Source organism: Flexithrix dorotheae DSM 6795 (genome assembly GCF_000379765.1).
GTDB classification, from domain to species: Bacteria; Bacteroidota; Bacteroidia; order Cytophagales; family Flammeovirgaceae; genus Flexithrix; species Flexithrix dorotheae.
Map to the genome: position 1 here is coordinate 1 of NZ_KB903483.1, position 16,703 is coordinate 16,703.

Sequence of the window (16,703 nt, forward strand, 5' to 3'; positions counted from 1 at the left end):
CTCAATCCGGATAACTGCTGTGGCAAATTCTTTCTCCTTTTGCTCTTTGGCCAAAATAGCTAATTCTAACTGATCAATAGTTCCTCTTAGCTTAGGTTCAAAGTCCTTATCCTTAAAATATGCATTAAATTGTGCAGGCTGCTTATCCTTTACAAGTTCCCAATTGCTGGCATACATTTTCAAACTGGAAAGGTTTTGATTCAGCTCATTTTTGGGTAGCAGCGATATTGCTTCGGGATTAGAAACCAGCTGTATCGAATTGATATGGGCTAAACTGGTGAGTTGGGCAATGGTCTGTTGTTCTGCCCGCTCTTTTTCCTGTGTCACCTGTTCAGCCAGACTTTCATCTTCCAAAAGTTCGAAAGCCATTTTTCTAAGAGATTCTTTTTGCATTATTTTAAGCAAAGCAAATACATCAGGCTGCTGACCCACTTCTAGTGCTTTAGCCATTGCAGGTATAGCTTTAGCAACTGTTTTAGCTTTTTCCAGCGTTTGAGGGTCCAATATGCCTGAACTTTGCTTGAATTGCTTATCCGATTTGAGATTGGTGATAAAATCAACCCGCTCGGGAAATGGGGAAATCGCAATCACTAACCTTTTTAGTTCGGCAATTTCCTCCTCGGTGGCGTCACCACTTTTTTTCCTTTTGTTGCCATGCCCTTTTTTTGACTTGGCATTTCCCATTCCTATAAACCCTTTTACAATTTCTGCATCTGACATTCCTTTTGTTCGCTCTTTCCACTCCTTGGCTGCTTTCAGGTCATTTTCACTTACCAACTTGATCAAAACATCATCTATTGGCCGATCTTCATCCAGCATTTTTGAAATAGTTGCTTTTGCCGGCTGGCGATAATTTTTATCAAAGAAAACCTGGTTATCCAATTGCTTTTGGGTGACTTTCCCTTCGAGTTTATCCAGTGCAGCCAGACTATAAGCAATTGGGTCCAGTGCCATGAGTTGGGCAGTATTGTTTATTTGCTCTGGAGTGTAACTATTGCCCATGGTGTAAAGCCCCCCGGTTACCTTGGAATTTCGTACTTCCTCTATATGATTGGAAAGCTTAAAAATAGTTTCATCATTAAAAATACCGGTACTGTCCAGCCCAAGGTCTGCATGTAAATCCAGTTGTCTGGTCAATTCTGAAATACTTTTGCGGTATTGTTCTCTGACAGCTCCTTTAGCCCCTACAAATGCTGTGAGTTTATCACTGAGCAGCTTCAGGTCCCCATCCACTTCAGATTCCATAAAAGGAGGAGTAAGGTAACTCAGTGTAGTGGCATAACTTCTGCGTTTGGCAATTATGCCTTCCCCTACATTGCTGATGGTATAAATATAGAAATGTGGGGTAATGCCAATCAAGGCATCTGCCCAATCATGGCCGGAAAGCGCTACCTGTTTGCCCGGTGTAAACTCTAAACTGCCATGTGTTCCCCAATGGAAAACGGCATCTGCTTTAAACTCATTTTTTGTCCAGAGGTAGGAGGCAATGTAAGGATGAGGAGGAGCCATCTTAGTCCCATGAACGATCTGAAAGGTATTTTCTCCGAGTCCTGATAAAGGTTGTGGGAGTAAAACCACATTTCCAAACTGCAGGCGGGCTACAGCTATGTAATCTTTTCCATTTTTACTGGTTGAAAGGTATTCCCCGGGAGCCTTCCCAAATTTTTCTTTTACCCGTTCATAACTTTCTGCTTCCAAATCCTTTTCCACCCATTTTTCATAAGTAGAAGCCTCCACCAAAGCTGGATTTCCATTTTCCAGAAATTCATCAAAAGCACCTTTGGCATAAGGCCCCAAAACTGCTCCTTGCTTCTTTATCAACTCCCATAATTCCTCCGGAGAAGCTGGTAAATTTTCAACGGTATACCCCTCTTTTTTTAGCTGAACCAGGGAATTGTAAATTGATGGCACTACCTCCATGTTTGCAGCTACCATGGCATTAAGGCCGGGCCCTTTAAAGTAATAAATAGCTACTTTTTTGTCCTTGTTAGATTTAGTTTTTAAAGTGAGCCATTTTTCTACCATATCCCCAAACTTTTCAAGTCGGTCGGGTATAGTCTGGAAAGACAGATAACCCTGTTCATCCTCATATTGCGCAATAATTGCATAAGGATTAATCCCTCCATCCAGTTCAGGAAGTACCACACTCATGGAAAGCAGGGGCCCGGCAAATCCTTGTGGATCAGCTTCCCAATCGTTGAAAGGTTGAAAAACGCTTAATGGAGTTAGCAGAGGTATGTTTTTTTCTTTGAGCCAGCTAATAGCCTCCTTTTCCTGGCCTAAGGTTAATCGACCATGTGGCATTAGAATGACCAAATCCGGGTTAACCTGTTTTAAAAATTCAAGCCTCCTGGTTGCGGCACTTATGGTAAACACATTCAGGTTCCGCTTCTCAAGCAATCCTATCAATTCATCAATATGATCTCTGTTGGCATTAAAGGGCCCGGGTACACTGGTCAGTAAGGCCACATTTGCCCTGTCTTTTTTATAAAAGCCATTTTCCTGCAGGTAATTTTTATAATCCGCAAAATTTTCAAAAATGGCATTTTCGTCCAGGTGAATGAAAACATCTCTGGGAATGGATTTCGGTTCCCCGGGAGCATCTACAAACCAGGATTTTCCATCGAGTTCCTTGCGCACAAAATTGAGGAGGCTGGCATAATTCTTTGTACCTCCAAAGCTAAAATAACTGCTTACCTTATCAAGTGCTTCTCCTTTCAGGTTCGTCACATCCACATTTGGATTAGTGGCGGATTCTACAAAAAGATTCACTCCTCCATACCCTGCTTGCTGAAGAGTCTGCATCTGCTCAGGAGACATTTGAAATCCTCTGCCAAATATAAATATGGCAGTGTAATCACGAACTTTGTCCAACTGATTCAAATCCAACACCTCAATTTCTATCCAACTGCTTTCATTGGATTTATTGATACGGGAAAGTTGAAATTCCTGATAATTGATAAAGGCTATCCTTGTAGGGCTTATATGTTTATGATAAAACCTGTACCCCACTGCAATTAAAATTAGCAATAATAGGATGATACCCATTCTTTTGAAAAAGGTTTTCCTGGAACGCTTCATAAACTCTTGGATGATTAAGAAAAGTGTGCTTTCTGGATTTCTGAAATAATGGATTTACCAGTTTTTGAAACCTTAAATTTTATTCTGTAATTAGTTTATATTCGAAAGTAGGATTACCATTTTCAGCATTGTTCCCTCCTTTATAGGCCAGAAAACGTACTTTGTAATAATTGCCATCCTGATCTTTTACCATATAGGTAATGAAATCATAAACCTTGTAGATTCCTGAACTGTGCGGCTGAAGGATTTGCAACCAGGACCGCCCGATCGCATCACCTGCGGGAGTACTTCCAAGACTATTAAAGGCCGCTTTATTCAGGGATTCAAAATTACCATCCGAAATACTTTTCTGGTTTTTTTCTGCTTCCGGATCATCATTTTGCTCCAAATCTTTAAAAGGATCATCAACCGCTACTTCTACCCCATTGTAGCTATTGGTAATGGCTGAAGCTGTCAATCGATAAATATCACAATTAATACCTGGTTGAGCACCTCCTCCTAGTGCTGCACATGGTGCTCCAGTTCTGACAGTTACACCAGAAAGGACGATATCCCAATTTTCAGGTTCAACATTCACTTTCTTATCATCCATGAGAGAGAAAAATGTAAAATCCCCGGCATCAAGGGAAATGACATTACTTTTGGCATTTTCACCATCCAGGTCAGCATATTGAATGGAAACTTCCGTGGCCGAACTTGCGGTAATCATTACCTTTTTTTTTCCCAATGCATTTCCATTTTCATCAACCCCCAGATCCACAATATAAGGTTGATTGACTTGCCATCCTGCAAAAGCAGTTGTAGCAAGATCTCCATCTTCTGAATCATACTTATACACCAAACCTTCATCACTTTCCACCTTATCGAATTCAATTTCAGTAGGAGTAGCCACCGCAACCTTTTTGGCGGTGTTTGTGCGAATGCCACTACCATTATTTTCAAATGCCAGCTCCCAGGTATTTACATCCACAGAATAAAGTGAACCTTCACTTAAGTCTACATAAATTTGCTTGGATAAACTGCTACCCATTTCAGCAGTTAAAGTAGCGCCTACCTGAATACTATCTCCAGGATTTGGATCATCTTCAGAGCAACCTGTAAATAAAGCAACTGCCAACATCAGGCATAAATAAATTTGTTTTCGTAAGTTCATGTTTAAGATTATTTAATCGAATAGTTTATTTTAATGAAGAATGTTCGTCCCCAACTAATGGGGTAAAAGGCTTCTCTGCCGGTTTGCAGGACTAAGCCCTTACTCCCTTCTCCCTGAAGAGAGATGTCAGTGACATTGAAAATATTTTTTGCCCCCACTGTGGTGAAAAGGCGATCACCCCAGAATGGTTTGGAAAGACTTAAATCCAGGGTATGGTAATCGGCTAATGTAAGCACACCAATACTTCCATCCTGGTTTCTGGCAAACTCAGATATTTGCCCATTGTACTTATAGAATATATTAAAGCGCGTGTCCAGCTTTTTGAAGAAGTAATAACCATTTAGATTCACTTCATAACTATTGTAAAAATTATCATCGGCTTCACTTCCGGAGCGGGCAAGTAAGCCAAAACCCGGGCTAAAATTTATTTTGTTTGACCAGGCAAACTGGGTGCTCAGGTTAAAACCGTAAGACTTAAAATTTGGAATGTTTTCATAAACCCGTGCTACAGGTACATTTTTGGGAACCTCTTTGGGAAGTGTTGATCTGTCGATGATTTGAATAAGGTCTATTTTATTATCGATTCTGGAGAAAAATACTGAAGGGGTAATGGCAAAAGTAAGCCGGCCATAAGACTTTCTAAGATTGGCTGAACCGCTCAGGTTATAACCTACTTCCGGTTGGAGCTCGCTGTTCCCCACAATATAATGGTTGGCATCTATAAATTCGTAATACAACTCCCTTACGGAGGGAGTCCTATATCCCTGCCCGTAAGAAAGCCTTACTTCCAATTTCTTTTCATTTGCATACAACAAGTTCAATGAGGGTAAAATCGGCAAGCCGGTATCCAAAAAGTTGATTTCCTTTGTATCATAACTGTTATTAAAAGTATAGCGCAGTGCCGGCTGTATCTTTAATCTTGAGCCCACAGGAATTTCCACTGCAGTAAACAATCCGTATTCATTGACATTTCCATCTGCATCAGCACTAATTCTGCCACCTTCGGCACTATTGAGTGAGGCTTCATATCCGGCTGTTACATGAACACCTTCTTCCTCTCCATAAACATAGGTTCCTCTGAATGTCCAGGTGGTAAAGCTGGTGGTATCATGATCCTCTACCTCAGAACTTAGCCACCGTAGATCATCTACTACATCCTGAATATACTTTTGGCTTCCCTGCTCAAATTTGGATACACCATTTACTAAATTCAGGTAATGTTTTTCAGCAAGTTTTCCTTCGAGGGTAACAGCACCATTTAGCCTGTTGGTATGGATATCATTATCAGTAGCAATTTCAGATAACTTATTAGTTCTATTGTTAAAAGCACTTGTGGCATTGCCATGACTGGTGGCATTTTGCCATAACCGATCAATTGCGGTAGTGAGATTTAAGGTTTTAATTCTTGTTTTTAATTTGGCATTTGCCAGGTATTGAACTTTTGGAATCCAGTTTTCTTTACGCTCCCCGGTTGATGAGTATCCATCAAATTGATTTCTTGCTCCTCCAATACTTAGGGAAGTCTTTTCCCAACCTTTGGCAATGGCCAAATCAAAATTGTACTGACCCACAGTTTCATAATATGCACTTGTATTTACCTTAAATTCATCAGGGCCGTAATCTTTAGTGATTATATTGATGGTGCCTGCCAGTGCATTAGTACCATATTGAACTGATAATGGCCCTTCCACAATTTCCACCCGCTCTACATTATTCATATTGATTTGACCCAAATCGAACTCGCCACCTGTACCATTAACCAGAGGAATGCCGTCAATCAGCATTTTTACATTTGGTCCTGAAATGCCCTGCATAACCACTCTTGTTCCCAATACATCATCCTGAATGGTTTTGAGGTTGAGCTGGGTTTGAAGGACATCCCCCAGATTTACAGCTCCCCTGGCCTCAATAACGGCTGCATCGAGTTTTTTTACAGTGTATAAAGACCTGCTGCTGGTGGTTGGAGCAAATGCTCCTGTTACAACCACCTCTTCAAGTCCAAGCTCATCTTCTTTCAACTCAATATTGATGGTTTCCCCCGGAGCTATTTGAATTGTGGATTTCAAAAAACCAACATAGGAAATTTCCATCTGTGTAGGTTTTTGGATATCTAATTGGGCGGTGCCATTTATATCGGTTAACCAACCTGCAGGATCTGATTGCCCCACTGGGATTATGGCAGCCCCAATTAGTGGGTCCTTTTCTGTTGCGGAAACTACATTTACAATGGTCATCCCCTGCCCTAGAAGGTTTGTGGTCCCCATTTCGGCCATGATGATTAAAATCAGAGAGTACCAACCCTTATAAATGTATTTGTTGAACATTGAAAAAGTTTGTATATGTAGATTAAAAATTGCAACAATGTTGCAAATATAGATTTAAATTTTAAATGCAATAGAGTTGCGTTTAAAATTTTATTTCTTTCAAAAAAATACAGGAAAAGGAAAAATGGTGTTGCTGGTAAAATTCTTTTTCTTTTCTATTTCCTGAGTTGTTTTTTCCAATGAAAACTTGTCTTATTTATTCAAAAAAGTACAAAAATTTTGTTTTGTAAGACGAGTGGTTGGATTACATAACCGACTTTTTTTATTCTTCAGATTCACAATTTTTGTTTAAGCCTTTCTAAGTCTTGTAGATTAAAATTTTTCGATTGAAAAATCCTGGTGAAGTAGATCTCTTGTAGAAATTGATGATATTGGCGTATTAGCAGCCAGGATTGTAGGGTTGAATTATTTTACCACAGTGGCTTCCAACTCGATTTTTAATGTTTCAAAAAGGCTTTTTACTTCAAGTAGGGTACTGGCCTGCCTTATACCATGCCTTGTTATCCAATTTTTAAATAAATCAAAGCATGTAAAGAACTCTTCCGCATCTGTAGTGAACACATTTAGCCTGACAATGTTTTTACATTCGTAGCCGGCTTCCTGAATTACAAGCTCAAGGTTGTCAATAGCCTTCAGGAGTTGTGATTTCATATCCTGGGTACTGGATTGTCCGGTGGCATCGACTGCAGCTTGTCCCGAGCAGTATAAAATACCATCTGCTTGTTTTACTTCAATAGCCTGTACATAACCTCGTTCCTCTTGCCATGTCCAAGGATTAATCGCTTTTTTTTTCATTTTGTCTATCCTATTCAAGTCATTAAATGTTATTAGCACAAAAATCCGGAGGATTCTTGTATCTGACCTGTGATAAACCTCACAAATTAATTGATTTTGAATATAACTAGGTGTAGAGTCTGCTCAATGTTTCACGGGAAACACCAAGGAATGCAGCAAGTTGTGTTTTGGAAACACGTTGGGGCAAAGTAGGGTATTGCTTCAATAGGTTTTCATACCTTTCTTTGGCATTCCTGCTGAGCAATGATAGAATACGTTGCTGAGAGGCTATAAAGCCGGCATTTGACTTTTGAAGGAAAAATCTTTCTATTTGAGGGATTTCAATTCCAAGTTGTGTATAGCCTTTAAGGGATAAACAAAAAACAGTAGTTGGCTCCAGGCATTTTAATGAAAAAGAGGCTTTTGTACTGTTAAAAAATGCAGAGAAATCGCTTTCCCACCAGTCTTCCATAGCGAAAGAAACAATATGCTCTCTGCCCAGGTCGTCTATATAAACCAATTTGAGAAGCCCTGACCTGATAAAGTAAACATATTTCACACTGTCACCCTGTTGAAAAATGAATTCGTTTTTTTTAAAGTTTTCCAGGGTAAAATGTGCAAAAACAAGTTGAAATTCCTGATCGGTAAGGGAAATGACTTTCTCCATATGATCTCTAAGTTTTTCAGACATATTCTTAATTGAGAAATTGTGGGATAGTCAAACCCAATTATTAGGATATCTTGATATTTTCAAAATTTAAATGTGTAAAGGTATAAATTATAAAAATTGAAAATGAAAACATCCTTATTTTATATTTCATTTTTATTATCCCTAATAGAACAGCCAAAAGTTTCCATTGCATGACAATTAAAAATTTACACACAAAATTTCAAAAGATTTTTTCCATAAGGTTTTTTGACCAGGCCTCAATTCATTACAAAATTTTTGTTTCAGGCCATAATGGAATAGCCATGCTTTTATCCAGGTTACAAACTTTGCCTTAACCAAAAGCCCTTTATTTTTTAGAAGTTATTTTAAAAGTCAACGTATACTCCAAATTAATATCTTCAGGTATTTGAATGGTAAGTTGCTCATCTGACTGGGTGAAGTTTATTTTACCCTCATAGCCCAAAAGGGTTATGGAGTCAATGCTGATATTGTCAGTATTTAAGTAGTTGATGGCCACTTTTTCCTTTGGTGGAACCAATGCGAAAGCATAAAGCAAATCTCCTTTTTTTGTAAAACGGATATCTTTGCTGGTAAACCTTTTATTCTTAGTTTCAGATAAATGCCCTGTATTGGTTTTAGTTGGTCCTTCCCCATAAACTTCCCAATACTTTGCACCATAAATTGCTTCCCCATTGATGTCAAGCCATTTTCCAATATCCAACAAGGTCTTTTGCTGATCTTCCGGAATGGTTCCATCTTTTTTAGGTCCAATGTTTAATAATAAACAACCATTTTTACTCACCACATCCACTAGATCTGCAATAAGATCTCCTGAAGATTTAGGAATCCAGTTTTTGGCATAATACCAGGAATTTTTACCAATTGAAGTATCAGTCTGCCAGCTTTCTTTCCGGATAGAATCCATTTTACTTCGCTCTAAATCCAGCATATGGGTGCCTTCCATGTAAGACTTGTACTTGTAGTTTTTGGTTTGTAACACTACATCTTTACCTCTTTTCAGGCCAGAATTATAAAAATAGGCCGCTAGTTTTTTATGGTAAGGCGCAAATTCTGGTCGGTCCAGGTAAAAATCAAACCAAAGAATATCTGGCTGGTAATTATCAATAATTTCCTTGGTTCTTGGCCACCATACATTGGCCAACCACTCTTCACTGGCTGGTTCTCCTTTTTTATGGGGTGGTGCATACAGGTCCATATATTTGGGGTCACCTGTATCAAAATAATCCTGTTGATTATAAAAGTCCCAGTTGAATGCCAAATGAGAACTGGCACCACTTATTAAACCTTGCTTTTTTATTTCATCAGTCAGTTCCTTGAAAACATTTCGCTTTGGTCCCATGGCTACAGCATGGTAGGGTGTAATACTGGATTCATATAAGGCAAAACCATCATGATGTTCTGCAACTGGCACTACATATTGTGCACCCGCCTTTTTGAAGAGTTCAACCCACTCTTTTGGATTGAAATTTTCCATGGTGAACATGGGGATAAGATCCTTGTATCCAAATTCCTTCTGATCTCCAAACTTTTCTTTGTGATAAGCAAAAGCAGGATGGGCCTTATTATCAATTTTCTGTCCGGTTTGTGGGTTAAAATTCCCAGAATCTAAATACATCCAGCGTGGATACCAGTCCGTATAAAGCTCTGCGACTGCATTAGGTCCCCAGTGAATAAAGATACCAAACTTGGCATCTTCTATCCATTGTGGAATTTGGTAATTTTTTAAACTTTCCCAGTTTTCTTCGTAAAAACCGAGTTGGTTCATCTTTTTCCACTTTTCTGTAGTTTTGCTTTTTGGATCAATTTTTTGGAACTTGCCTACAAACTCCTGCCATTCCGACTCGCGGGGTAATTTGCTCCATTTTTCCCCATCTTTGGCAAAATCAAAATCCTTTTTGGTGTCCATAACCAAATAGGTTCTATATCCATCTAAGTAGATTTCCATATCCTTTACACCTACTTGTTTCATGTTTTGAGTAATCTCAGGCCACGCCATGCCCATGCCATGTACTTTTTTATATTCTTCCCTTAGCTCAGGATCATTGATCATTTCCAAAGTAAGTACATAGCGTTTTGAATTTTCCTGAAGCTCGATCAGCTGACCCTCTTCGGCAGCGTATTCCTTTTTTTGATCCAGTTTGTAAATCCGATCTAAAGGTGAAGATTCACTCAATGCTGAAAATAATTTGGGTTGATTCTTTTCAAGGATTTTCATCATCCCATTAAAATCAAGATTGCTGGGTGCATCTATGATTAAAAAGGTAAATTCTTCCAGTCGAAATGTTTCAATGGATAATTCGTCCACCTCTTTTAGTACAGTGGGACCAAAGGTAGCAGATGGAATTGAGAAGGAATATCTTCTTACCCATCCTTCTTCCGGTTGGCTTCCGGTACATGCTGATAAAAGCAAACCGATTAAATAAAATAGTATTAGTTTATTCAAATATTTTCTCATGATTTTTTCAGTTTGAAATCAAGCAATTAATTCAATTATACCCCATAACAATACCAACAGACCCAAAATAGCCACTCCAAGTATTCTATAATCTGATACAGATGTCAACTTATCAAAATAAGCACTACCAGAAAAGGTTAAGGCTTGCTGAGTTGGGGAAGGTACAGGTGTTAATAAGCTGGTAAGCACAAAGACGATACAGCAAATCACAAATCCCCACCAGGCTTGCATCATAAAGATAATTCCCCAGGTATCTGTAATGAGTTGGATCCCCTGATCATTAGGAAAATCTAATCCAAACATCAACATTCCAATCACCAACCCTACTGCAAAAGTCACTTTGGCGGCTTCTTTTGTTCCCCTTTTCCAGAAATAACCCAGAATGAATACAGCTGAAATTGAGGGAGCAATACTGGATCCGATAGAATTGACAATACTGATAATAGATCCGCCTTTGGCTCCCGCAACTAAGGAAAACAGGATGGCAATCAGCATCACTACGAATGCAGTAACTTTTCCTGTCAAAACCAGATTTTCATCTTTTGTGTCGGGTTTAAGTCGTTTGACAATATCAATGGACACCAGCGTAGATGAGCTATTCAGGGCTGCAGCAACGGAACTCATCAATGCGGCTAATAAGGAAGCTATTACTAAACCTACCAAACCCACAGGTAATAATTTGGCGACTAATATGGAATAAGTCTGGCCTGATCCTGCCTGGTTAATCTCCCCCTGGAAAAGTACATAAGCCAACAGACCTGGTAATAACATAAAAAATACTGGTGCCAGTTTGAGGAAAGCCGTAAACATAGGTCCAATCCGCGCATCATTTTCAGATTTAGAACCCAAGGCCCGTTGCACAATGGTCTGGTCTGTAAACCAATACCATATGCCCAGGACCGGATATCCTAAAAATACGGCATACCAGGGAATTCCCCCGGTTTCGGCTACTGTAGCATCAGACCTGAGCATGGACAAGCTTCCCGGTTTGATTTGTAATTTAAATTGCTCAAAAGAGTCTATCCCAACCTCTGGCAACATTGCTAATCCAAAAACAGTAATTAAAATGCTTCCGCCTAACAACATTACCGATTGAATGGACTCTGTTACTGCCACGGCTTTAAGCCCTCCGAGAATGGTATATAAAGCCGTAAGGAATGAAATCAGGAGCACTCCCCAAAGTTGGTCAAGACCAAAAAATTCTTTCATGATGGTGGCTCCGGCATATAGGCTAATACCAATATGAATCAATAGAGCCGTGAGAATGGCAAAAATAACCATAAAAGTTCTTGAAGAACCATCGAATCTTCGTTCGAAATATTCGGGGATGGTGGCTATTTGATTTCGGAAATAAAATGGAGCTATAAAAACGCCCAAAAAGATAAGGCAGGGAATAGCCAGCCATTCAAAAATCCCATCTGATAGCCCGGAGGTAAAGCCCGATTCGGCAAAACCAACTATATGCACAGTGGAGATATTGGATGCAAATAACGAAGCTCCAACCACTCCCCATCCTAATGATCGCCCAGCAAGGAAGTAATTTTTGGAAGTTTGTCCATTTAAGCTCCCCCCAGCCCAAATTCCCACAACCACAATACCAACCAGATAGATGGCAATAATAAATAAATCTATATAGGATATATTCATACTTTATTTATAGTATTAACAGGTCAGGAAATCAATCATAATCGATGATAGCTTTGATCAAGTCACCTCCAAAATCGTATAACTTCACAAATTCCTCTGGTACCTCATCATATTTAATTCGGTGAGTGATATATCGCTCAGGATTAATCTTTCCTGCTTCTATTAACCTTATTATTCTGCTAAAATCAGTACTTAATGCGGCTCGGCTGGCCATTAAAGTCAATTCTTTTTTATGAAAATATGGATCGTTAAAAACGACATCTCCCTGAAATAAACCAATGAAAACAATAGTTCCTCCTGCAGCCACATACTTAAAAGTATTCAGCATTGATTTTGAATTACCAGTAGCATCCAACACAATAGTAGGTAGATCTCCTTCTAATATTTCCATCAAATCCTCTTCAATATGATCGGAAACCAGCACTGTATCTTTAATTTGTGTGATTTCCCTGGCCTTCTTCAGTTTATCTGCTTCCAGATCCATGGCGATTACTTTTGCACCGGTTAGTTGGGCAAACTGAATGGCACCTAACCCTATTGGCCCGGCACCAATCACCAACACTTTATCATCGTGATGAATTCGTGCACGGTCTACAGCATGACAACCAATTGCCAAAGGTTCAATCAAGGCCAACTGGTCATCTGATAATTTATTGGAAGGATGAAGAAACTGAGCAGGTAGGATCATTTGTTCTTGCATACCCCCATCTACATGGACACCTAAAACCCGAAGATGTTCCCCACAATTTGTTTTCCCTCTTCTTACTGCCTGACCAATTTTTTCATTGTAATAAGGCTCCACTGAGCACCTGTCCCCTACTTGCACATTGGATACCATTTCTCCAATTGCCAATACCTCTACCGCTAACTCATGCCCCAAAATTCTTGGGTACTCAAAAAATGGCTGATTTCCCTTAAAGGCATGTAAATCCGTGCCGCAAACACCCATTTTTTTGATTTGGATAAGGGCCTCTCCTGGTAATAAATCCCTGCTTAATTCTTCAGTTGTAAATTTATCCCATTCCCCGGGCGCTTTTAATCTTATTACTCTCATGTTGTAATTTTATAATCTTTTCATTTTCTGGTAAATCATTTTTATTCCTATTATTAAAAGGAATACTAAAAGTGATCTCTACTTGATCTCTGTTAGATTATCATCTAAAAAACTAAAACCCCAGCCTGGTAAGTCATGTGGTTTAGCATAACCGTCCTTGATAACCATTGGGTTATCGATCAATGGGTCTACCCAATCGAAAGACTCTGCTCCTACGCCATTGGGAATGGTACAAAGTAATGGCACATCGTAATCTTTATAATAATGAGGTAACACCGGTAAATGGAAACTAGCAGCCAAGGCAGCGCTTTCTCTCCAGGCTTCTACTCCACCAATTCGCAATAGATCTGGCTGCCAGATATCCAATGCATTCCGGGTGACCAATTCTCTGAGTGGTAGCGTGTCGAATTCCCTTTCCCCCATTGCCAGGGAAATACCCGTTTGATTTTTTAAAATCTGATAAGCCTGAAAATCCTGATGATTTACAGGTTCTTCAAACCAATGGATATTCAAATTTTTTGCATCGTTGGATAACTTAATAGCGGAAGGCAAATCCATCCCCTGATTGGCATCCATCATGATGTCCACTTTGTCCCCTACAGCTTCCCGTACTTTTTTCAACCTTTCCAAATCAGTACTGATTTTGGGAGAACCGACTTTGATTTTTACAGCTTTAAACCCACGGTTAGCATAATCTGTCACCTCCTCTATCAGTTCATCGATTGTGTATGAAATCCATCCCCCACTTCCATAAATATTAACTTTTTCTTTAGTTACACCCAATAGTTTGTGAACCGGTTGTCCCAAAGCTTTTCCCCAGGCATCCCACATGGCAATATTCACTGCAGCCTGTGCCCATTTCAGTAAACCCTGATTGCCAAAATATTCAAATAACTTTTCAAGTTTTTGGTAAACCAGCCCTGTTTGAGATGTATGATATCCTTTTACGATAGGAACCACATCTTTTAAAGCTCCAATAATCGCATTGGGCGAATATTGAAAAGACAATAAATAAGACTCTCCAATTATTCCATTTTCGAGTTGAATTCTCAACACAACAAAAGATATTTCCGTCAGGGTATGGGTAGCATCAGAAATAGGTTTTTTCAATTCTGCTGATGCTTTATAAAGCTTTACATCTCTAATCGCCAGGTCATTCATTTTTATAAATTATACTGTTAGTTTTTTACAAAGATGGACCAAAAATTTAGTGCTATAGTACAGCATATTGCTCAATATGTGTACAATATTGACCATGATTAATCTAATACTCTAAAATAATATCAACTTGAAGCATTTTCTTTGTTTAATCACCATAACTTAGTAGCATGAAAGCACAATTAAGAGAAGTTACAACCCCCACTGATTATTCATTTAAGGTGAAGGTCTTTGAGGATAAGGAATTTAAAGCAGAATGGCATTTTCATCCGCAATACGAACTTACTTATATGGTGCAAAGTACAGGCATCAGGTATGTTGGGGATTCCATGCATCAGTTTGAACGGGGTGATTTGGTCCTTGTAGGCAGGAATTTGCCCCACTCCTGGAAAACTATTGATACAAAAAGTGAGCATGTAAAATGTGTGATCATACAATGGGATGAGTCCCTGCTCATAGATTGGCTTTCCAAACCTGAATTTACAGCGATCAAAAACTTACTGGCAAATTCGCCACATGGAATCTCATTTGACCGCGAGACCTCCATTTCCCTGGAGCCTTTATTTATAGCACTTAAAAACCAGCCCCCTTTTAAGCGGTTGATGACCTTTCTGAACATCCTTCAAACTTTAGCTTCAGAATCCACATTTGAATTACTAGCCGGTCCGGGATTTGGCAAATTGCTTTCCTCAAAGGAAAGTCAACGGGTTAATGTAATTCATAACTACATTAAAAATAACATTGACAATCAATTTTCACTTGAAGATATTTCGGGGGTGCTTTCTATGAGTAAGGAAGCCTTTTGCAGGTATTTTAAGAAAACTTTTGACAAGACACTGACCAACTATGTAAATGAATATAAAGTTACCATTGCCAGCAAGATGCTGATTGAAACAGATTTGTCTATTTCGCAAATAGGTTACCGCTCAGGTTTTAATAATCTGTCTTTTTTCCACAGGCAGTTTAACAGATACAAACAAATGTCCCCAAAAAGCTACAGGCAGGTCTATCGGAGGATTTAATAAAAATGAGCATTATTATTTGGCAAAAAAACTCAGGTTATCAAAAGCAAATTGACCCAGACTCATGGCAATAATGCCAGCATCTCCCATTTTTAAGGTATTCTCATCCACTACACGGAAAAGATTATCATTTATGAAAAGATGGATTTTGCCCTTATTAATTATACATCCTAATTTATTAAAATCATTAGGCTCTATTAATTTAGTTCGTTCCGATAAAATGGGCTTATATCCCTCATTTGTTTTTAACCAAAAGTTGCACTGCCTGGTATTGCTGATCGTAAATGAGTAATAAGTTTTTGAGGCTTTATTAAAACATAAAATTAAACCACAACTGGATTTTGCTATTTGGCCTTTTATTAACTTTACTTCAACTGAAGTGGCATAATCAGCCATATTTTCATTATTGTAATTGATGTGATGGTATTTTACCGCATTTTCTTCATTATCATTCTGTAATTCAAAAAGCCCTCCCTGTTTTTTTCCTATCCAAATTTCATCATTGAAGTCCTTAAACAATTCATTTTGCAAATTATCAAAGTCAAATGATTCAATGTATTTTGGTGCTTTATTTTTCCAGTTAAATCCACTAAAGTTACCAGTTTGAACTGTGGAACTTAGTATTGGTTTATTGCCCAGTGCTGGTTTTTTTAACTGTAATTCACCATAAATTTCCCTGATAAGATTTTCCAGAGCTGATTCAAATTGACTATCGTCTCTCATATCCAACCATAGAAATGAAGACATAAATATGGGAATGCTCAATTCCGGAGAACCTGCCCGAAGGATGGGTATAACCTTCGTGTTATTAATTTGGCTTTTATATAGCTCATTAGAAATCATAGAATACTCATACCCAATTCCTCCATCTCTGGTTTCTGATTTAAGCTTATAATTTTCAGTAAAAACAGTTATAATTTTATCCGCTTCTATAATGGAAGATTCCATAAAATGATTGAGGTTTCTGCCAAGTCGAAGCTCATATTGATCCAATAAAACGTCAATTCCGTTTTGAATCAGAGAATTGGCAAGATGCAGGACCCAGGATTTATGTGCTTCACTATCCCAGGAATATGATATAAAAACTTTCATAGTGATGTTACTATTTTGTTTTCTTTTTGATCAGCGAACTGTTTCCCTAAACTTAATTTCAAAGGGGAGAAATGTTAACTTTATTAGCCTTTATTTTTATTCTGAATCCCGAATAGAGCAGTTTGTTAATCCTTTGTTTATGTCCTCAATAGTTGTTGTGTAAAATATTACGATACTGACCCGTGTAATTACGATAGTGATCCACCCTTTTTTAGCAGCTCTGTAGTTTAGGTTAAAAAATTAGGCTGAGGT

At 38.6% G+C, this 16,703-nt stretch carries 11 protein-coding genes; 1 reads left to right on the forward strand and 10 read right to left on the reverse strand.

The genetic code is table 11. The features are described 5' to 3' along the window. The 9 genes from A3EM_RS44450 to A3EM_RS0133410 all read right to left on the reverse strand — a co-directional run. Positions 1 to 3,048: cobaltochelatase subunit CobN (locus A3EM_RS44450; RefSeq protein WP_211212033.1), on the reverse strand; the 3,048-nt coding region annotated here is incomplete at its 3' end. Positions 3,049 to 3,160: 112 nt separating this feature from the next. After that, complete coding sequence (locus A3EM_RS0133360) at positions 3,161 to 4,234, reverse strand: HmuY family protein (protein WP_245576584.1); 1,074 nt, start codon at positions 4,232 to 4,234, stop codon at positions 3,161 to 3,163. 8 nt (positions 4,235 to 4,242) lie between these two features. Beyond that, on the reverse strand, positions 4,243 to 6,558 hold the full coding sequence (locus tag A3EM_RS0133365) for a TonB-dependent receptor (protein ID WP_020532609.1): 2,316 nt from the start codon (positions 6,556 to 6,558) through the stop codon (positions 4,243 to 4,245). A gap of 405 nt (positions 6,559 to 6,963) precedes the next feature. Next, on the reverse strand, positions 6,964 to 7,353 hold the full coding sequence (locus A3EM_RS0133375; protein WP_020532610.1) for a RidA family protein: 390 nt from the start codon (positions 7,351 to 7,353) through the stop codon (positions 6,964 to 6,966). A gap of 106 nt (positions 7,354 to 7,459) precedes the next feature. Next, the gene (locus A3EM_RS0133380) at positions 7,460 to 8,023 is read right to left on the reverse strand and encodes a Crp/Fnr family transcriptional regulator (RefSeq protein WP_020532611.1); all 564 of its coding nucleotides are present in this window, start codon (positions 8,021 to 8,023) and stop codon (positions 7,460 to 7,462) included. Positions 8,024 to 8,348: 325 nt separating this feature from the next. Beyond that, positions 8,349 to 10,478, reverse strand: a complete 2,130-nt coding sequence (locus A3EM_RS44455; RefSeq protein ID WP_020532614.1) for an alpha-L-fucosidase — start codon at positions 10,476 to 10,478, stop codon at positions 8,349 to 8,351. An 18-nt stretch (positions 10,479 to 10,496) separates the two neighbouring features. Beyond that, positions 10,497 to 12,125, reverse strand: a complete 1,629-nt coding sequence (locus A3EM_RS0133400) for a sodium:solute symporter family transporter (RefSeq protein WP_020532615.1) — start codon at positions 12,123 to 12,125, stop codon at positions 10,497 to 10,499. Positions 12,126 to 12,156: 31 nt separating this feature from the next. Beyond that, positions 12,157 to 13,179 (reverse strand): zinc-binding alcohol dehydrogenase family protein, encoded by a 1,023-nt coding sequence (locus A3EM_RS0133405; protein ID WP_020532616.1) that lies wholly within the window; start codon positions 13,177 to 13,179, stop codon positions 12,157 to 12,159. 78 nt (positions 13,180 to 13,257) lie between these two features. After that, on the reverse strand, positions 13,258 to 14,340 hold the full coding sequence (locus A3EM_RS0133410; protein ID WP_020532617.1) for a mandelate racemase/muconate lactonizing enzyme family protein: 1,083 nt from the start codon (positions 14,338 to 14,340) through the stop codon (positions 13,258 to 13,260). Between the two features lie 167 nt (positions 14,341 to 14,507). Between A3EM_RS0133410 and A3EM_RS0133415 the strand changes: the two genes are divergently transcribed. Further along, positions 14,508 to 15,359: an AraC family transcriptional regulator gene (locus A3EM_RS0133415; RefSeq protein WP_020532618.1), complete on the forward strand. Its 852-nt coding sequence runs from the start codon at positions 14,508 to 14,510 to the stop codon at positions 15,357 to 15,359. A gap of 15 nt (positions 15,360 to 15,374) precedes the next feature. Here the strand turns inward: A3EM_RS0133415 and A3EM_RS46565 are convergent, their stop codons facing one another. After that, positions 15,375 to 16,451 carry a toll/interleukin-1 receptor domain-containing protein gene (locus A3EM_RS46565; protein WP_020532619.1) on the reverse strand — a complete coding sequence of 359 codons (1,077 nt, stop codon included), beginning with the start codon at positions 16,449 to 16,451 and terminating at the stop codon, positions 15,375 to 15,377. Positions 16,452 to 16,703: the final 252 nt, after the last annotated feature.